Consider the following 16,058-nt stretch of genomic DNA (forward strand, 5'->3'; position numbering starts at 1 on the left):
TCCTCTCCATTGTAAAAGGTTCAGTTACCCGAAAAATCAGCCGTCGAGAAAGAATTGACGGCTGATCGCGCTCAGATTTGTTCGATCGACGCTTGTAATCCCTGATTTAGGAGGATTTGCAGCAATTCATCTGCTTCTGCTCGATCGCGAAATGCACCGGCTTGCATCACTCTCCGTCCTCTTAAGGCAAACGCATCGGCAACCACCGATCGCACTTGAGTCTGCTCAGACGCTGTACTCGCTTGGACAATGATCCGAAATCGGAATCCAAGACTGGAAGCTTGACTCACTGCACCCGATCCGCCGCGCCAAATTCGGACTGAGGTTCCGGCTGTATTGCCAATTGGTGGGGTCGCTCGTGGAACAGGCAGAATACCGGAAGCAGAAGCGACACGACGGGATTGTTGAACAGGTTGCGGTTTAGGTTGTGCGATTTGGGGTTGTACTTGGGGAATGCGGATTGGAATTCCTTCAGTTGGACGAATTTCAGTTGGGCGAATTTCAGTTGGACGAATCGCAGCGTTGATTCGCAGGGTGGGAAGTGGGCGATTTGAGCGGGCGATCGGTAAAGGAGCACTTCTCGAAGTTGCGGCTGGAACCGGAATCTCGATCGCACCATTATTCCGGGCTTGAGGCAGAGGGCGACTGCGAATGGCGAGCGGAGGCAAAGGTCGAGGCTGCCCAAATCCGGTCGAGGAAGCTACATTCGTCGTCATTTCAGGAGCCGCAATGCCAGAGAAATCGAGCCGCCCGATCGTTTTGGCTGAGACTTGATTACCAAAGGCGGGCACAGTTTGAGTGGTGCGCTGAGTATTAATATCAAATTGCTGATTGTTTAAGAACGTGTTGTTGCCGGGATCAGCAGAATTCCCTAAATTAGGACGTGATTGCGCGATCGACACCATCCCGTCTCGCGCGTTGTTATCGATCACATTGTTGCGAAGAATGGGCTGAGCACTGCCCTGCACCACGACCCCATCTTTGTTCTGTGTAATCCGATTTCCGAGTAGCTTGGGAGCAGAATTCTGAGCAATATTCACTCCGAATCCGGTGCGCTCAAAAATATTGTCTTGAATCTCTGGGCGAGACGTTCCGTAGACAGTGACACCGTTCGCGCCGTTTTGGTAGAAATAATTGTTTTTCAGCACGGGAGCGCTATTGCCCACGATCGAGGCTCCGTCATGGGTATTGCCCGTAAACGTATTCGCGAAAATCACTGGACTGGTCGATTCTGTCCAGAGTCCATAGCCTTGGGGGTTAGGATTCGTCACGGTGACTCCAGCGAGCATTGAGCGATCTGCGCCTAGAATCGTGACATTTTGCCGAGCGAAGGTTCGACTGAGAAAAAAGTCGCCTCCCCGAATCAGCACGTTCTGTCCCCGATTGCGGGGATCGCCTTGTAAGGTGATCGTCGGCTTAAGCTGAATCGGAAACACTTCGCCAGTCGCGATACTGTATGTTCCAGGAGCTAGAAGAATGACAGTATTCGGTGCTGCTCGGTCGAGGGCTACTGTAATCGTTTTGAGCGGAGAATTCGCTTGACCAGAGCCATTGTCGTTGCCGATCGCTGGATTGACGTAAATCACCGATGGAGTGATTTGAGCAATCGAGTCGGGCAGTGGGTTCGCGATCGCAGGCTTTTCTGTAATGGCGAATAAGGCAGATACACTTAATACAGCGAATACGGAGGAATACACAGAGCATCGATTCACGATTGTTCTCCAACACACGGCTTGTTCGGATAACATGACTGATTTTCTCGGATCGGTTACAGAAGGTTCAGTCTACACAGAGAATCTGAGTAAACCTCTGTAAAATCACTGGAACGCTGATCACGCGCGGGTTTCCACGGAAATGATCGGATTGAACTTATTGTCTCTGTAAGTCTACGGTGGTCAAGTAAATTAAAAAATCTTTATGAAGTAGCCTCATCCTCTGCCCCTGATACGATAAGAGATTAATATCTGGGAAATTTGCGCCCTTGCACTTCTTTATGCAGTCAGCCCTCTATCGAATTTTAGATGCGAACCTCGATCGCGCCCGTGAAGGTCTCCGGGTGATCGAAGAATGGTGTCGCTTTGGCTTGAACGATGTTGCATTGACAGAGCGGTGCAAATACTGGCGACAAGAACTCGCGCATTGGCATCAAGCAGAATTACGGGCTGCCCGCAATACCCCGGATGATCCGGGTACGGATCTGACCCATCCGAATGAGGCAACACGGGGCAGTATCGAACAAGTGTTGCAGGTGAATTTTTGCCGGGTAGAAGAAGCGCTGAGAGTCTTAGAAGAATACGGAAAAGTATATCGCGCCGATATGGCAAGCGCAGTCAAGCAAATGCGCTATCAGGTTTACACGTTAGAAAGTCATTTAATGACGGTTCATCGCCGTCAAGTCCTTGATGCTGCTGCGCTTTATCTCGTCACCTCTCCTTCTGAGAACTTGTTCTCAACGGTTGAAGCTGCATTGAAGGGCGGATTGGGACTGGTGCAGTATCGAGACAAAGAGGCAGATGATGCGACTCGGTTTCAGAATGCTCAGAAGCTGCGTGAGCTTTGCCGAGACTATGGAGCATTGTTTATTGTCAACGATCGTGTAGATTTGGCTCTAGCTGTCGATGCCGATGGCGTGCATTTAGGTCAAGACGATATGCCGTTTGCCTGGGCGCGACAAATGTTGGGTCAGCATAAGCTGATTGGGCGATCGACGCATAGCCCGGAACAACTGAAAGCCGCGATCGCAGAAGGAGCCGATTATGTTGGAGTCGGGCCAGTGTATGAAACTCCAACCAAAGCAGGCAGACCTGCCGCTGGACTCGAGTATGTGAAATATGCGGCGGAACATTGTTCGATTCCTTGGTATGCGATCGGGGGAATTGACACGCAAAATATTCATGAGGTGCTCGGCGCAGGAGCGCAGCGAGTCTCGGTTGTGAGAGCAATTATGCAAGCTGAACAGCCGACCTTTGTAACGCAATTTTTTATCGCGCAATTAGAACAAAAGCGGCGATTTCAACCTCAATCTACTCCTGATCCTTGGGAAGCGTGAATGATTACATTGCAAGTGAATGGCGAGACAAAAACTTGTGCAGCCGCATTGAACATGCCGGAATTTTTGGAGTCTTTAGGTATGAATCCGCGCTTAGTTGCAGTGGAGTACAACGGCGAGATTTTGCATCGACAGCTTTGGGAAACGACTGAGGTGAAGGATGGCGATCGCTTAGAGATTGTCACGATCGTCGGAGGCGGCTAATGTTGATTAGTGCCACTTCGGATGAATTGCGTTTATGTTGCCTTTACTCGCTGAATTTACTTCGCCAGGAATTGGATTTCAAATTGGGCCGCTTTCGATTCGCTGGTACGGGGTGCTCATCGCATCGGCAGTGCTGATCGGGGTGAATTTGTCTCAATATCTGGCATCGCGACGGCAAGTGAATCCAGAATTACTGAGTGATTTAGCAATTTGGCTTGTGCTTGCTGCGATTCCCAGCGCTCGCCTATATTACGTGATTTTTCAGTGGCGCGATTATGTCGGGAATCCGGCTTCGATGATTGCAATTTGGCAAGGCGGGATCGCGATTCATGGTGCGATTTTAGGTGGAACGATCGCGGCTTTGATTTTCGCACGAGTGAAAAAGATTTCGTTTTGGCAATTGGCGGATTTAGTTGCACCGTCACTGATTTTGGGACAAGCGATCGGGCGTTGGGGAAATTTCTTTAATTCGGAAGCCTTTGGTAGTCCGACGGATTTACCTTGGAAGCTATTCATCCCGCTCGATCGCCGTCCGCTGGGATTAGAGAATGTTGCGTACTATCATCCGACCTTTTTGTATGAGTCCCTTTGGAATTTAGGCGTTTTTGCGTTGCTGATGTTCCTGTTTTTCAAAGGGTCTCGGTTAAAGGTTGGAACGCTGTTTTTAACGTATATGGTTGCGTATAGTGCGGGGCGGTTTTGGATTGAGGGACTGCGAACTGATAGCTTGATGTTGGGCTTTTTGAGAATGGCTCAAGTGGTCAGTTTGACAGGAATTGCGATCGGGGCGATTGGATTGTTCTGGCTGTATGGGATGAAGCGATCGCTCCCCGATGTGGTGGATGATCCAAATCCGGATTCGCAACCGACTCGATAATGCTCATAAAAAACCCTAGAGGCAAGCCCTCTAGGGAATTAAGTCAGGGTGCATCTACCATTGCTGTTTCCTCCAGCGAACAAAGCCAATCCGGAAAACTCAAATTCTTGCTCATTCATGTCGCTTACTGAACAAATTCTTGCGAAAACTCCAGGCAATCCATTGGAAGGATTACGTCGCGTCGATGCACTATGGAAGGCTTTGCGTGAAGGTGCGATCGCAGTTCCGAACGTGGTACAGACGAGTGCCGACGGGTATAGCCCGACTGAGCGCACTTTAGAAATTGAATACGATGTGCTCATCGCGGGCGGAACGCTTGGAATTTTATTAGGTGCAGCGCTCGTTTTGAAAGGCTGGCGAGTTGCCCTAATCGAACGCGGAATCTTAAAAGGACGCGAGCAAGAATGGAATATTTCGCGCAAAGAATTAGCAGCATTTCTGGAATTAGGATTGTTAAGCGAGACCGAGCTAGAAACCGCGATCGCGACTCAATTTAATCCGGTTCGAGTTAGCTTTTCAGAAGGCTCAAATATCTTTGTGCAGGACGTGCTGAATATCGGCGTTGATCCGGTCTACTTGCTCGAAACGTTGAAGCAAGTTTTTCTGCAGCAGGGCGGAACTTTGTTGGAGAACACGCCTTTTGAGAGCGTAGAAATTTGTGCGAATGGGGTTTGTGTCAATCGATCGCTCAATGCCCGATTGATGCTAGACGCAATGGGGCATTTTTCCCCGATCGTTCAGCAAGCGAGACGGGGACAAAAACCGGATGGAGTTTGCTTAGTGGTTGGGACTTGTGCAAAAGGATTTGATCAGAATGAATCAGGGGATCTGATTGCGTCTTTTACGCCGATTCAGAAGCAATGTCAGTACTTTTGGGAAGCTTTTCCAGCAAGAGATGGCAGAACAACGTATCTATTCACTTATTTAGATGCAAATCGCGATCGCTTTTCGTTAGAAGATTTATTCGAGGACTATCTGAATCTGCTGCCTGACTATCAAAACATTCAGCTTGAACAATTAGAATTTGTGCGCGCGCTATTTGGATTTTTTCCTTGCTATCAGAACAGTCCCTTGCACTTGAAATGGGATCGGATTTTGCCCGTTGGAGATAGTAGTGGAAGTCAGTCTCCTCTGAGTTTTGGCGGATTTGGGGCAATGGTGCGGCATCTGGTGCGCTTAACCAATGGTATCGATGAAGCGCTACGATATGAAATGCTAAATCATTCGGCTCTGTCTTTGCTGCAACCGTATCAGCCTAATTTGTCGGTCACTTGGTTATTTCAACGATCGATGAGTGTCGGAGTGAATCAGAACATTGATCCAGATCAGATCAATCAATTGTTGAACACTGTCTTTGGAGAAATGCAGCGATCGGGAGAGCCAGTTTTGAAGCCATTTTTACAAGACGTGGTGCAGTTTGTCCCACTTTCTCAAACCTTACTGAAGACCGGAATTCTCCATCCTGGCTTAGTGTTAAAAATCATTCCCCATGTTGGGATTTTCGCTTTGCTAGATTGGATGTTGCACTATTTCAATTTGGCAACTTATACCGTTCTCTATTCGATTTCCCAATCTTTTCACCCCTGGATTGCCAAACTCCCGCCAGCGCAGCACTATACCTGGCATCGACGAGTTGAAGCGTGGCAATTTGGCTCAGGAAAAGATTACGTAACTGATTAAGGATCTTAGTGATGGAATTCTCGTTAGCTCGGCAGCGGTTTTATCAAGAGGTACGTCAAGATGACGAGAAAATTAACCTTGAGAAAGCAGCTTTATACATCGCTCAAGAGGAATATCCAAATTTAGAAATTGAGAAGTATTTAACTGAGATCGATCGCATGGCTGCGGAAGTTCATGCCCGCCTGCCAGAAGAACCCTATCCGCTCAAAATCATTCAGACGATTAATCGATATTTATATGAGGATTTAGGATTTTCAGGTAATTCTGAAGACTACTACGATCCCTGTAATAGCTTCTTAAACGATGTCATTGATCGTCGAACCGGAATCCCGATTTCGCTGGCATTGTTGTATTTAGCGATCGCGGAGCGGATTGAATTCCCGATGGTCGGAATCGGAATGCCAGGGCATTTTCTGATTCGTCCGGCTGTGAATGAGGAGATGGAGATCTTTGTCGATGCGTTTCACAACGGAGAAATTCTATTCCCTCAAGATTGTCAGGAGCGCTTAAATCAATTAGCAGGACAGCCGGTTGAAATGCGTCCTCAATTTCTAGAAGCGGTTTCTCCACGGCAATTTCTCGCGCGAATGTTGACGAATTTGAAAGGCATTTATCTCAATCAAGGCAAGATTGAGAAATGTCTGGCGATGATTGAGCGGATTCTAATTCTGTTTCCAGATGCGGCGTATGAATTGCGCGATCGCGGCATTATTTATTTTCAAACGCATCGCTGGATTGAGGCGCGGCAGGATTTAGAGGGTTATCTCGATCAAGTGCCAGCGGCGAACGATCGCGATTTGATTCAGCAATTGCTTGATCAAATTGAGAGCGATTGAAGTCGAGCGAACTGGCAGACGGAGCAGGCTGAACTGCAAACGCCCAAGTTAATTCAATGACTCTGCGACCTGCTTCAATCGCCTCAATTGAGCTTCCATATCCTCCTGTGTCCACTTTGCTGCAAACTGATTAAACCCAAAGCGCACGATCGGATTCGGAATCTCAAACTCAAACTGATTCAACAATCTTGTTCCCTTCGCTTCCGGCTGACACTCCCAGCGATCGCGACCCTTAAAAAATCCCTCAAACTGCCATACAACCAGTCCCGGCTGCCGCTCAACTACCACATTCTTCAGCGTCGGGCGCAACAGCGGTATCTGCACAACAAAACGGCTCTGACTGCCCAAATCCGTAGACCAAGCTTCGATCGGTTCACAGCGCAAAGCCGGATTTAGCCAGCGATGCATCAAATTCAAATCCGTAAAACAACGCTCCACATCCGTTGCGCTCGCCTGAATCAAAATCGACTGCTCAAAAACCTGCGGCACTCCCATTTTTCGCTCCCCCAACAGTCCATGAAATTGATCATGGCAAACGAATTGTGCCTTGAGATTAATTCTTAACTAAACCTAAAAAAATGCTGACCTGCATTATCTCTTTCCAGAGAGGGAAGATCCCCCGATTTCTAGAATGGGATACTCTGCCGTGAGGATGCGAGTCAGCATTCGTAGGATACATACGGACTTATCAATTCAAGCTTATTTGTTCATACAAGGCTTGAAGACTTTATGGAAAATTCAAAAAAGTGTTTCTGAGAGCTTTTCTCCAGTGAGAGATACGAGTAATCTTAGGAGTGCAACTGTAAATTTTTGGATGAAATGATAAGTTGTGCGAGATATTTCAGTAATTTTACGATTGACTTCGCAAGGTTATTTTGAACGGTCAAGCCACTTATCTCTTATCTAAATTTCACAGTTGTAAGCATCATACAAAAGCGCTCAAACAACGCTTTTTTGTAAGCGAAAGGGGTTTATCAAAAGACCATGAATGAAACTTATCAGTTTGGGGGAGCGCAGCTACTCATGGGCGACCAAATCCTAGCTCAACTTCCTCCGCCTGGAGAGGCTCCATATTTAGTAGTCTTTGGGGTCAATATTGGCGATATTCTCGTGAAATGGGGCGGGGCATTAATCATCTTCCTGCTCGGTATTATTATTGCCGCCTTTGTTTCGAGTATTGTTCGTGGACTCTTGAAACGGACGACTCTAGACGATCAGCTTGCAAATTGGATGTCTGGCGGTCGCACTAGAGCCGACTTTAAAGTTGAAAAACTCATTGCATCGATCGTGTTTTGGATTATCACGATCCTGGCATTGGTGGCTGCATTAAATGTGCTCGGTCTGAATACCGTTTCACAACCACTCAACAATTTTCTCAATCAGATTTTTGCGTTTCTGCCTCAGTTAGGTGCGGCTGCACTTTTAGCAGGTGTCGCCTGGGTGGTGGCAACTTTGGCAAAAACGATCGTGGTGCGTACCTCAGAATCATTTGGGCTAGATGAGAAAATCTCTGATCCAGAGGATTCCACTTTAGAAGCTAGCCCTTTTCGGCTCAGCGATACCTTAGGAAATGCAGTTTACTGGTTTGTTTTCCTATTTTTCTTACCGCTGATTTTGGGTGTTTTGAATCTTCAAGGCCCGCTTCAGCCCGTCCAAAACTTGTTGAATGACATCTTAGGCGCGCTTCCCAACATTATTAAGGCGGCTGTCATTGGGGTCGTTGGCTGGTTCTTGGCGCGAACTGTTCGCGGCATTGTCACGAACTTGCTGGCAGCAACCGGAACGGATCAAATTGGCGCAAGAATGGGACTCAACCGAGCGCGAGGCGGGCAATCTTTGTCCTGGTTGCTCGGAACGATCGTGTATGTTTTGATCTTGATTCCCACGATCACCGCAGCCTTAGATGCCCTGAGTATTCCGGCAATTTCGGCACCTGCAACTGCAATGCTGAATCAAGTATTGAATGCGTTGCCATTAGTCTTTACAGCGGCGGCAATTTTGGCAGTAGCTTATGTGGTGGGTAAATTCATCAGCGATTTGGCTTCAGGCATTCTCGCCAGTATTGGATTTGATAATCTCTTTTACTGGCTTGGGTTGCAAGCGGCTCCAACGACTCCGACCGTTGCCCCCGATCGCTTCGACACCGAATTTCAAACGGGCGAAACCATGCTTCAGCCCGATCAGCCAACCGGGTTGCGTAGCCCCTCTGAGATTGCAGGGGTAGTGATCTTAGTCGGTATCATGCTGCTAGCGACCGTTGCCGCAGTTGATGTGCTGAATATTCCAGCATTGACCGCGATCTTGTCCGGAATTTTGGTGATTTTCGGACGGATTCTAGCAGGGTTGGCAGTCTTTGCTGTAGGGCTATACCTTGCGAATTTGGCTTATAGCTTGATTACCAGTTCGGGAAGTCGGCAAGCGAAATTATTAGGTCAAACGGCTCGAATTGCGATTATTGGCTTAGTTGCCGCGATGGCGCTTCAGCAAATGGGGATCGCATCGAACATTGTCAATTTGGCGTTTGGACTGCTGCTAGGCGCGATCGCGGTTGCAATTGCGATCGCATTTGGGCTTGGCGGTCGGGATGTTGCAAGCGAGCAACTCCGGGATTGGCTGAGAAGCTTTAAAAATTAAAACTTGAGCCAAAGCGAAATAGAACTGCGTCGGGGATCTAACCCGGCGTTTTTTTTGGGCGATCCCGAGATTTCACGGAGGGATCACATCGGCTTCAGGTGTACAAGAATGGAGTTGATTTCCCGTGCCAAATTCTATGGCTCCTGTCCTGAATTCGCCTCAATCCCCTACCCGTGAAATCGATGCTTCTCAATCGACCGAAGCGCTGATTCAATTGCGTCAAGTGAGTAAAACTTACGCGAATGGCAGTCCAGCGCTGACTGGAATCTCTTTGTCTGTCAACAAAGGTGATTTTTTATTTATTACAGGACCGTCTGGCTCTGGGAAATCGACGCTTCTTAAGTTGCTCTACGGGGCTGAGCGTCCTTCAGATGGGGAAGTTTTAATCGATCGCGAGAATCCTGCCCGCTTAAAAGGCAACAAACTTGCGTTCTTGCGGCGACGCATTGGCGTTGTGTTTCAGGATTACAAATTGATTCCGCGCCGAACCGTGGCAGAGAATATTTCGTTTGTGCTGTGGGCGCAAGGCTATTCGCGAGGTGAAATTCAACGCCGTTTACAGCCCGCTTTGAAGATGGTGGGACTCGTTCACAAAGCCGATTGTTTTCCTGAAGAACTGTCCGGTGGAGAGCAGCAACGGGTAAGCATTGCCCGTGCGATCGTGGGTACACCTCCGATTCTCTTAGCCGATGAGCCAACTGGAAATCTTGACCCGGATAATTCGTGGCAGGTGATTAAAATTTTGAAGAAGCTAAATCAGATTGGCATTACTGTGCTGGTGACGACTCACGATGAAAATCTGATTCGGATGGCAAACCATCCAGTCGTGCAAATCCGTGGTGGCAGATTATATCGAGAGCGTTAAGCCTTTTCTAGCCAATCAAAAATCTGATCTAACTGGTTTAAGGTGACTAAGCCATACTGCCAGAGAATCATCGGCAAGGGTTCGGTGTCGATTTGGCTATGACGCACCGCCAAATCGATCGCTGAATTGGGCAGAGCCAGTTCAGTTTTGAGAAATTCAATTAATTTTGATCGTTTCGCTTCCATCGTGCAGCTACCCATTTATGAAAATCAATTTAACTTATGTAAACAGTTTCTTACAATCCATAGATCATCCTAAAGGTGAGGATTTTTGGAATTGAACAGAGAGAAACCTCTATCCCTGAAATTACGGAGATGTATTGAGAGAGGTAGGGGAGTTGCCCGAAATTACCGACTTTTCAAATCTAATCTTTGTCCAATCTGAGTAAACCAAATAGTTTCAGCAAGATTATTAGAACTTGTTGAAACTTAACCATTGATTTTCTCAGGGACTTTAAGCATGTCATCACCTCAACTGATCATTTGGAGAAAACAAGCTGCTGATCGCTTGCAGCAAGTCTTATTTAGCATGACGAGCCAAGATTTACAGCCGATCGATGCTCATGTGGATACGCTACTACGCCAGTTGAGTAACCTTCCGGCACGTCCAAGCGATCGTGCGCCTTATCAAGGTAGTTTTCCGAATGAATCGGTCAGTGGGGCACGGGTGAAGACAGTGAACCGCTTAAGACAGTTGATTGTGCATATCAAGGGTGCAGAGTTTCAACCGCAAGATCAAATGGTGGATGCAGCTTTGCGATCGATTCTCAATCTGCCTGCGCGCACGACTCAGAATCCTTATGCTGAGATTTTTCCTGAAACGCCGTTGCCTGCGATTACGCTCAATCATTTATTAAAGATTGCACCGTATGCGGATACTCATCAACTGACTTCGCTCTTTCCTCATTTACTGCTGACGATGGCGGAATATGAGATTTCGACTCCCATGCGGCAGGCACATTTTCTCGCGCAGTTGATTCATGAATCGGGTTCGTTCAATTACTTGGAAGAGATCGATCTCGGTGATTATCTAGAAGGTCGCGAAGATTTGGGGAATGTTCATCCTGGAGATGGTCGTCGGTTCAAAGGGAGAGGGCTGATTCAGATTACGGGTCGTGCCAATTATGAGGCGTGCGGGTTAGCGCTAGGTGTGAATTTGATTGAGACTCCGACTCGCTTAGCTGAGCATGATTTAGCTTGTTTGAGTGCAGGCTGGTTTTGGTCGAAACATGAAATCAACAAGTTTGCTGATCGCGATGATGTGGAGACTGTGACTCGGACGATCAATGGTGGATTGAATGGGTTTGCCGATCGACAATATTATTTGGAAATTGCGAAGAAAGTGTTGAACGTGTAAGGCAAAAGGTCAAATCGGACGTATACCTGAGTCGAAACGCCCGATTTGAGGTCTTTTGTGATCTGAGCGGATGCGATGGCACGATAGAATGTCTGCGTCTCAAGCGCATCCTTATGTTTTTATTTCTCTCCAAACTGCTGCCAATCTTCCTTTATCCGTTGGGTTTGAGTTGCATTCTCCTGTTGATTACGCTGGTTTTACTTTGGAAAAAGCGATCGCGACTTGCCCTCATTCCGGTTACGCTTACCGGATTAATTTTGTTTCTCAGCTCGAATGCCTCGGTCAGCAACGCGATCGTTCAATCCTTAGAATTTCAATACTTGCCGCAACAAATTCCGACGGCTGACGCGATCGTGGTTCTCGGTGGTGCAACTGAATCAGCAATTCCGCCGCGCCCGTGGATTGAACTGAAAGAAGAAAGCGATCGTGTGCTGTACGGCGCAAAACTGTATCGAGATCAAAAAGCTTCTCGAATTATCCTCAGCGGCGGACGCATCGATTGGCGACCGAGTAGTTCGTCTGAAGCAGAAGATATGGCAGTGTTAATGGAAACGATGGGCGTTCCGCGATCGGCAATGCTACTCGAACCGAATTCACTCAACACTAGAGAGAACGCCGTAAATTCATTAGAGATCATGAAAGCGCAAAAGATTCAAAAAATCCTGCTCGTGACTTCTGCCATGCACATGCCCCGCGCCATGATGATTTTCAGAAAACTAGGAATTGATGCGATCGCTGCTCCAACCGATTACATAGCACTCCAGATGGATCAAGCATCTCAATCGAAGATAGAAGCGACCATTCTCGATTTCTTCCCAGATGCAGATCAGATGCGGCGAACAACGCGGGCGCTGAAAGAATATCTGGGGATTTTTGTCTATCGATTGCGGGGATGGGCTTAAAGAGGTGGGGAGATCCACTCCCCACCTCCCTACCCCTTAACCAATGTTCCAAATTGTAAAGACTCGTTGCAACTCTTAATAAAACTGTGGAGAAGCATTGCGGGAAGCTTGGTAGACTAGGAGACGTAAAAAAGTCGTGGAATGCTGATGGTAAAACCGTTTATCAGATCCACGCACCGCACATGAACCACACTGCGCGATCGTAAAACTCATGGTAGATTCTCTTAAAAAACCAGGCTTTGAAGAACTGCGCCCTGGAATCAAAGTTCCAGCGAAAGAAACCATTCTCACGCCGCGCTTCTACACCACCGACTTTGACGAAATGGCGCAGATGGATCTGTCTGTCAATGAGGAAGAATTTGAAGCACTCGTGGCAGAATTGCGCAATGACTACAATCGTCACCACTTCGTGCGCGATCAAGAATTTGAGCAATCCTGGGATCACATTGATGGTGAAACCCGCAAAGTCTTTGTCGAATTCCTAGAGCGCTCTTGCACGGCTGAATTCTCCGGCTTCTTGCTGTACAAAGAACTCTCGCGCAAACTCAAAGACCGCAATCCTCTCCTGGCAGAAGGATTTGAGCTGATGTCCCGTGATGAAGCGCGTCACGCTGGATTTCTGAACAAAGCTTTATCCGACTTCAATCTCTCGCTTGACTTGGGCTTTTTGACCAAGAGCCGCAAGTACACCTTCTTCAAGCCGAAGTTCATCTTCTACGCCACCTACTTGTCTGAGAAGATCGGCTACTGGCGGTACATCACAATCTTCCATCATCTGAATGCTCACCCTGAAGATCGGCTCTATCCGATTTTCAAGTTCTTCGACAACTGGTGTCAGGACGAGAACCGTCATGGTGACTTCTTTGATGCTTTGATGCGGACTCAGCCCCAGTTCTTGAACGATTGGAAAGCGAAACTGTGGTGTCGGTTCTTCTTGCTGTCGGTGTTTGCAACCATGTACTTGAATGATATTCAGCGTACCGACTTCTATGAAGCAATCGGGCTAAATACGCGCGAATTTGAGTACACCGTTATTGAGAAAACCAACGAAACCGCAGGTCGCGTGTTCCCGATTATTCTCAACGTTCAGCATCCGGAGTTCTACCCACGCTTAGAAACTTGTGTGAAGAACAACGAGAACTTAAGAGCGATCGACAGCACGAATGCTCCGAAATTTGTGAAGACCCTGAAGAAATTGCCTTACTACATCTCAAACGGTGTGCAACTTGCGAAGTTGTACTTCATTAAGCCGATTGATATGACGACAACCCACGGTCAAGTTCGCTAGACATCTAAAACCCCTTGGTCAGGAGCGGTTCCATCATGGAGCCGCTTTTTCTATGGAAACCTACCCAGAATTTTCGCTTCAATGTTAGGAGTGAGACATGAGCATTGACGATGAAAGCCTCAATTATTGGGTTGATGATTCTGAGCGGATCGCCTGGATTTGCAGCAGAACTTGACCTTGATCCGACCGTGATTCAAAACAGCCCGGTGCTACAGCGTTGGCAAAAACAAGTGCCAAATTTAGCAGACAAAATTCGCAATGATCCGAGTTTTCGGACACGATATCGAGTTGGTTATGCGTCTGAGCTATACATTGGTGTAGAAGATTTGCGACTTGATCGCACAAATTTCGCTACCAGCGCGAACTATCGAGCCTCAAATTGGGGAGCCGATCTCCACTACTATATGCGTCCACTCGGCAGTTATATCAATGTCGCGCCGACAATTGGATATCGACATTTAGAGACAGCGGAAGGCGCAAATTTAGGAGTCAGAGCATTATTTGTGCTGTCGCGTGGGGGAGGAGCAGATATCAGTTTGACTCAAAGTTGGGTGGCTCCCTTTAGCGGAGAAGAAACAGGACTGACCACTTTATCGATCGGCTATGCAGTGACTCATAATTTGAGACTTTCAACGGACATCCAGAAACAGAATTCTCGCGATCGTAAAGAGAGCCGATTTGGAATTGGACTCGAATGGATGCCTTAAGATAAAGAAGTTCTGATTTGAATTGTGCGACTCGTGACTACTACTCCGCTTCCTCCTAATCGCTCTGTTTCGATTGAAAACCGTCCCGACAAGCTTGGCAGATTTGGTAAATTCGGCGGCAAGTATGTGCCGGAAACCTTGATGCCTGCCTTGGCAGAACTCGAAGCTGCGTACCAGCAGTACAGTCAAGATCCGCAGTTTCAAGCTGAACTTCAAGGGTTACTCAAAGATTATGTCGGTCGCCCCAGTCCGCTTTATTTTGCAGAACGGTTGACTCAGCATTATGCACGTCCTGATGGCACAGGCGCACAGATTTATCTCAAGCGCGAAGATTTGAATCACACAGGCGCACATAAGATCAACAACGCGATCGCGCAAGCGCTCCTCGCAAAACGGATGGGCAAACAGCGCATTATTGCTGAAACCGGAGCAGGTCAGCATGGTGTGGCAACGGCAACCGTTTGTGCGCGGTTTGGGTTGAAGTGCATTATTTACATGGGCGTTCACGATATGGAACGTCAATCGCTGAATGTGTTTAGAATGCGCTTGATGGGTGCGGAAGTTTGCCCGGTTGCATCAGGAACAGGAACCCTGAAAGATGCAACTTCAGAAGCGATTCGCGACTGGGTGACGAATGTCGAGACGACCCATTACATTTTAGGATCAGTCGCAGGGCCACATCCCTATCCGATGATCGTTCGAGATTTCCATGCGATGATCGGACAAGAAACGCGATCGCAATGCCAAGAAAAATGGGGTGGGCTGCCTGATATTCTCATGGCTTGTGTCGGCGGCGGCTCGAATGCAATGGGACTGTTCCATGAATTTATCCCTGATTTGAGTGTGCGGATGATTGGCATCGAAGCCGCAGGTCATGGTGTCCCGAGTGGCAAACATGCAGCGACCTTAACGGCGGGTAGAGTTGGGGTCTTGCATGGTGCGATGAGCTATTTGCTGCAAGATGAGGATGGTCAGGTGATTGAACCGCATTCGATTAGTGCGGGCTTAGACTATCCGGGTGTTGGTCCTGAGCATAGCTTTTTGATGGAAGCAGGTCGGGCTGAGTACTATGGCGTGACGGATCAGCAAGCATTGGATGCGTTTCAAAGATTGTCGCAGTTAGAAGGGATTATTCCGGCACTGGAAACCTCTCATGCGATCGCATATCTCGAAACCCTTTGTCCTCAGCTTTCGGGCAGTCCTCGGATTGTCATTAACTGCTCGGGACGGGGCGACAAGGATGTTTTGACCGTCTCGAAGATGCTCAATCCTTAGAGCTTTCTGTGCTCGTTATAAATTACCCGAAAGGGTAATATCCGCTCTCCGTAGCGATGCTCTGTAGAGGTGATGTAATCACTACCATCTACAGAGCATCATCATGCAAATGAATCACTCTTCTAGCGCTCCCCAAAAGAGCATCTTTCAAAGCACCACGTTTTGGGGGGCGGTTTTGACTGCGATCGCTGCTATCTCACCCGCAGTTGCTAAAAACGTCGAAACCTATCAAAACACTGGAAAAATTGATCCAAATGGCATTTCTCAGATTGTTGTTGTTCTAGCAACCTCTGGAGTAACGATTTTGGGACGAATCAATGCTACTGATGTTGTTTACACTCCGTCTGGATTACCTGGAGCGGATAAGCCTAAGGAATAATAGAGT

General features: G+C 47.7%; 17 protein-coding genes. 13 read left to right on the forward strand and 4 right to left on the reverse strand.

The window, feature by feature from the left end; genetic code table 11:
- Positions 1-71: 71 nt before the first annotated feature.
- The gene (locus ACMUEV_RS22265; RefSeq protein WP_190647379.1) at positions 72-1,712 is read right to left on the reverse strand and encodes a DUF1565 domain-containing protein; all 1,641 of its coding nucleotides are present in this window, start codon (positions 1,710-1,712) and stop codon (positions 72-74) included.
- 281 nt (positions 1,713-1,993) lie between these two features.
- Between ACMUEV_RS22265 and ACMUEV_RS22270 the strand changes: the two genes are divergently transcribed.
- The 5 genes from ACMUEV_RS22270 to ACMUEV_RS22290 all read left to right on the forward strand — a co-directional run bounded on the left by ACMUEV_RS22270 (position 1,994) and on the right by ACMUEV_RS22290 (position 6,646).
- Complete coding sequence (locus ACMUEV_RS22270; RefSeq protein ID WP_190647381.1) at positions 1,994-3,049, forward strand: thiamine phosphate synthase; 1,056 nt, start codon at positions 1,994-1,996, stop codon at positions 3,047-3,049.
- Positions 3,050-3,253 (forward strand): sulfur carrier protein ThiS, encoded by a 204-nt coding sequence (thiS, locus tag ACMUEV_RS22275; protein WP_017287025.1) that lies wholly within the window; start codon positions 3,050-3,052, stop codon positions 3,251-3,253. It abuts the gene before it with no gap.
- A 34-nt stretch (positions 3,254-3,287) separates the two neighbouring features.
- Positions 3,288-4,130, forward strand: coding sequence for a prolipoprotein diacylglyceryl transferase (gene lgt, locus ACMUEV_RS22280; protein WP_190647382.1), 843 nt, complete (start codon positions 3,288-3,290; stop codon positions 4,128-4,130).
- A gap of 117 nt (positions 4,131-4,247) precedes the next feature.
- Positions 4,248-5,810 (forward strand): FAD-dependent oxidoreductase, encoded by a 1,563-nt coding sequence (locus ACMUEV_RS22285; protein WP_190647384.1) that lies wholly within the window; start codon positions 4,248-4,250, stop codon positions 5,808-5,810.
- A gap of 11 nt (positions 5,811-5,821) precedes the next feature.
- The gene (locus ACMUEV_RS22290) at positions 5,822-6,646 is read left to right on the forward strand and encodes a SirB1 family protein (RefSeq protein ID WP_017287022.1); all 825 of its coding nucleotides are present in this window, start codon (positions 5,822-5,824) and stop codon (positions 6,644-6,646) included.
- 48 nt (positions 6,647-6,694) lie between these two features.
- Here ACMUEV_RS22290 and ACMUEV_RS22295 read toward each other — a convergent pair whose 3' ends face one another.
- Entirely contained in the window at positions 6,695-7,141 is a 447-nt protein-coding gene (locus ACMUEV_RS22295) for an SRPBCC family protein (RefSeq protein ID WP_017287021.1), read from the reverse strand.
- A 489-nt stretch (positions 7,142-7,630) separates the two neighbouring features.
- Here ACMUEV_RS22295 and ACMUEV_RS22300 point away from each other — a divergent pair, with 489 nt between their 5' ends.
- Together ACMUEV_RS22300 and ftsE are read left to right on the forward strand one after the other, a co-directional pair.
- The gene (locus ACMUEV_RS22300; RefSeq protein ID WP_190647386.1) at positions 7,631-9,280 is read left to right on the forward strand and encodes a mechanosensitive ion channel; all 1,650 of its coding nucleotides are present in this window, start codon (positions 7,631-7,633) and stop codon (positions 9,278-9,280) included.
- A gap of 124 nt (positions 9,281-9,404) precedes the next feature.
- Entirely contained in the window at positions 9,405-10,145 is a 741-nt protein-coding gene (gene ftsE, locus ACMUEV_RS22305; protein ID WP_239741304.1) for a cell division ATP-binding protein FtsE, read from the forward strand.
- Here ftsE and ACMUEV_RS22310 read toward each other — a convergent pair.
- Positions 10,142-10,330 (reverse strand): DUF2949 domain-containing protein, encoded by a 189-nt coding sequence (locus tag ACMUEV_RS22310; protein ID WP_017287018.1) that lies wholly within the window; start codon positions 10,328-10,330, stop codon positions 10,142-10,144. The genes ftsE and ACMUEV_RS22310 overlap by 4 nt on opposite strands.
- 274 nt (positions 10,331-10,604) lie before the next feature.
- On the opposite strand from ACMUEV_RS22310, the gene ACMUEV_RS22315 reads away from it, so the two are divergent.
- A complete protein-coding gene (locus tag ACMUEV_RS22315; RefSeq protein WP_190647388.1) occupies positions 10,605-11,501 on the forward strand; it encodes a glycoside hydrolase family 19 protein in 897 nt (298 codons plus the stop codon).
- 113 nt (positions 11,502-11,614) lie between these two features.
- Positions 11,615-12,403, forward strand: a complete 789-nt coding sequence (locus ACMUEV_RS22320; protein WP_017287016.1) for a YdcF family protein — start codon at positions 11,615-11,617, stop codon at positions 12,401-12,403.
- A 75-nt stretch (positions 12,404-12,478) separates the two neighbouring features.
- On the opposite strand, the gene ACMUEV_RS22325 is transcribed toward ACMUEV_RS22320, so the two are convergent.
- Positions 12,479-12,616: a hypothetical protein gene (locus ACMUEV_RS22325; RefSeq protein WP_415354682.1), complete on the reverse strand. Its 138-nt coding sequence runs from the start codon at positions 12,614-12,616 to the stop codon at positions 12,479-12,481.
- Here ACMUEV_RS22325 and acsF point away from each other — a divergent pair.
- From acsF to ACMUEV_RS22345, 4 genes are all read left to right on the forward strand, one after another.
- Positions 12,615-13,691 carry a magnesium-protoporphyrin IX monomethyl ester (oxidative) cyclase gene (acsF, locus tag ACMUEV_RS22330; protein WP_017287015.1) on the forward strand — a complete coding sequence of 359 codons (1,077 nt, stop codon included), beginning with the start codon at positions 12,615-12,617 and terminating at the stop codon, positions 13,689-13,691. The two genes, ACMUEV_RS22325 and acsF, sit on opposite strands and share 2 nt — an antisense overlap.
- Before the next feature lie 110 nt (positions 13,692-13,801).
- A complete protein-coding gene (locus ACMUEV_RS22335; RefSeq protein WP_190647389.1) occupies positions 13,802-14,398 on the forward strand; it encodes a hypothetical protein in 597 nt (198 codons plus the stop codon).
- 33 nt (positions 14,399-14,431) lie between these two features.
- Positions 14,432-15,673 carry a tryptophan synthase subunit beta gene (trpB, locus tag ACMUEV_RS22340; protein WP_190647391.1) on the forward strand — a complete coding sequence of 414 codons (1,242 nt, stop codon included), beginning with the start codon at positions 14,432-14,434 and terminating at the stop codon, positions 15,671-15,673.
- Positions 15,674-15,776: 103 nt separating this feature from the next.
- Entirely contained in the window at positions 15,777-16,052 is a 276-nt protein-coding gene (locus ACMUEV_RS22345) for a hypothetical protein (RefSeq protein ID WP_190647393.1), read from the forward strand.
- The last annotated feature ends 6 nt before the right edge of the window (positions 16,053-16,058 follow it).

It is taken from the genome of Leptolyngbya sp. FACHB-1624, assembly GCF_047649235.1.
GTDB classification, from domain to species: domain Bacteria; phylum Cyanobacteriota; class Cyanobacteriia; order Leptolyngbyales; family Leptolyngbyaceae; genus Leptolyngbya; species Leptolyngbya boryana.

Excerpts from the sequence above, each read along its gene's own strand:
- ACMUEV_RS22270 (WP_190647381.1), top strand. The coding sequence starts at position 1,994 with ATGCAGTCAGCCCTCTATCGAATTTTAGATGCGAACCTCGATCGCGCC.
- thiS (WP_017287025.1), top strand. The coding sequence starts at position 3,050 with ATGATTACATTGCAAGTGAATGGCGAGACAAAAACTTGTGCAGCCGCA.
- lgt (WP_190647382.1), top strand. The coding sequence starts at position 3,288 with ATGTTGCCTTTACTCGCTGAATTTACTTCGCCAGGAATTGGATTTCAA.
- ACMUEV_RS22285 (WP_190647384.1), top strand. The coding sequence starts at position 4,248 with ATGTCGCTTACTGAACAAATTCTTGCGAAAACTCCAGGCAATCCATTG.
- ACMUEV_RS22290 (WP_017287022.1), top strand. The coding sequence starts at position 5,822 with ATGGAATTCTCGTTAGCTCGGCAGCGGTTTTATCAAGAGGTACGTCAA.
- ACMUEV_RS22295 (WP_017287021.1), bottom strand. The coding sequence starts at position 7,141 with ATGGGAGTGCCGCAGGTTTTTGAGCAGTCGATTTTGATTCAGGCGAGC.
- ACMUEV_RS22300 (WP_190647386.1), top strand. The coding sequence starts at position 7,631 with ATGAATGAAACTTATCAGTTTGGGGGAGCGCAGCTACTCATGGGCGAC.
- ACMUEV_RS22310 (WP_017287018.1), bottom strand. The coding sequence starts at position 10,330 with ATGGAAGCGAAACGATCAAAATTAATTGAATTTCTCAAAACTGAACTG.
- ACMUEV_RS22315 (WP_190647388.1), top strand. The coding sequence starts at position 10,605 with ATGTCATCACCTCAACTGATCATTTGGAGAAAACAAGCTGCTGATCGC.
- ACMUEV_RS22320 (WP_017287016.1), top strand. The coding sequence starts at position 11,615 with ATGTTTTTATTTCTCTCCAAACTGCTGCCAATCTTCCTTTATCCGTTG.
- acsF (WP_017287015.1), top strand. The coding sequence starts at position 12,615 with ATGGTAGATTCTCTTAAAAAACCAGGCTTTGAAGAACTGCGCCCTGGA.
- ACMUEV_RS22325 (WP_415354682.1), bottom strand. The coding sequence starts at position 12,616 with ATGAGTTTTACGATCGCGCAGTGTGGTTCATGTGCGGTGCGTGGATCT.
- ACMUEV_RS22335 (WP_190647389.1), top strand. The coding sequence starts at position 13,802 with ATGAAAGCCTCAATTATTGGGTTGATGATTCTGAGCGGATCGCCTGGA.
- ACMUEV_RS22345 (WP_190647393.1), top strand. The coding sequence starts at position 15,777 with ATGCAAATGAATCACTCTTCTAGCGCTCCCCAAAAGAGCATCTTTCAA.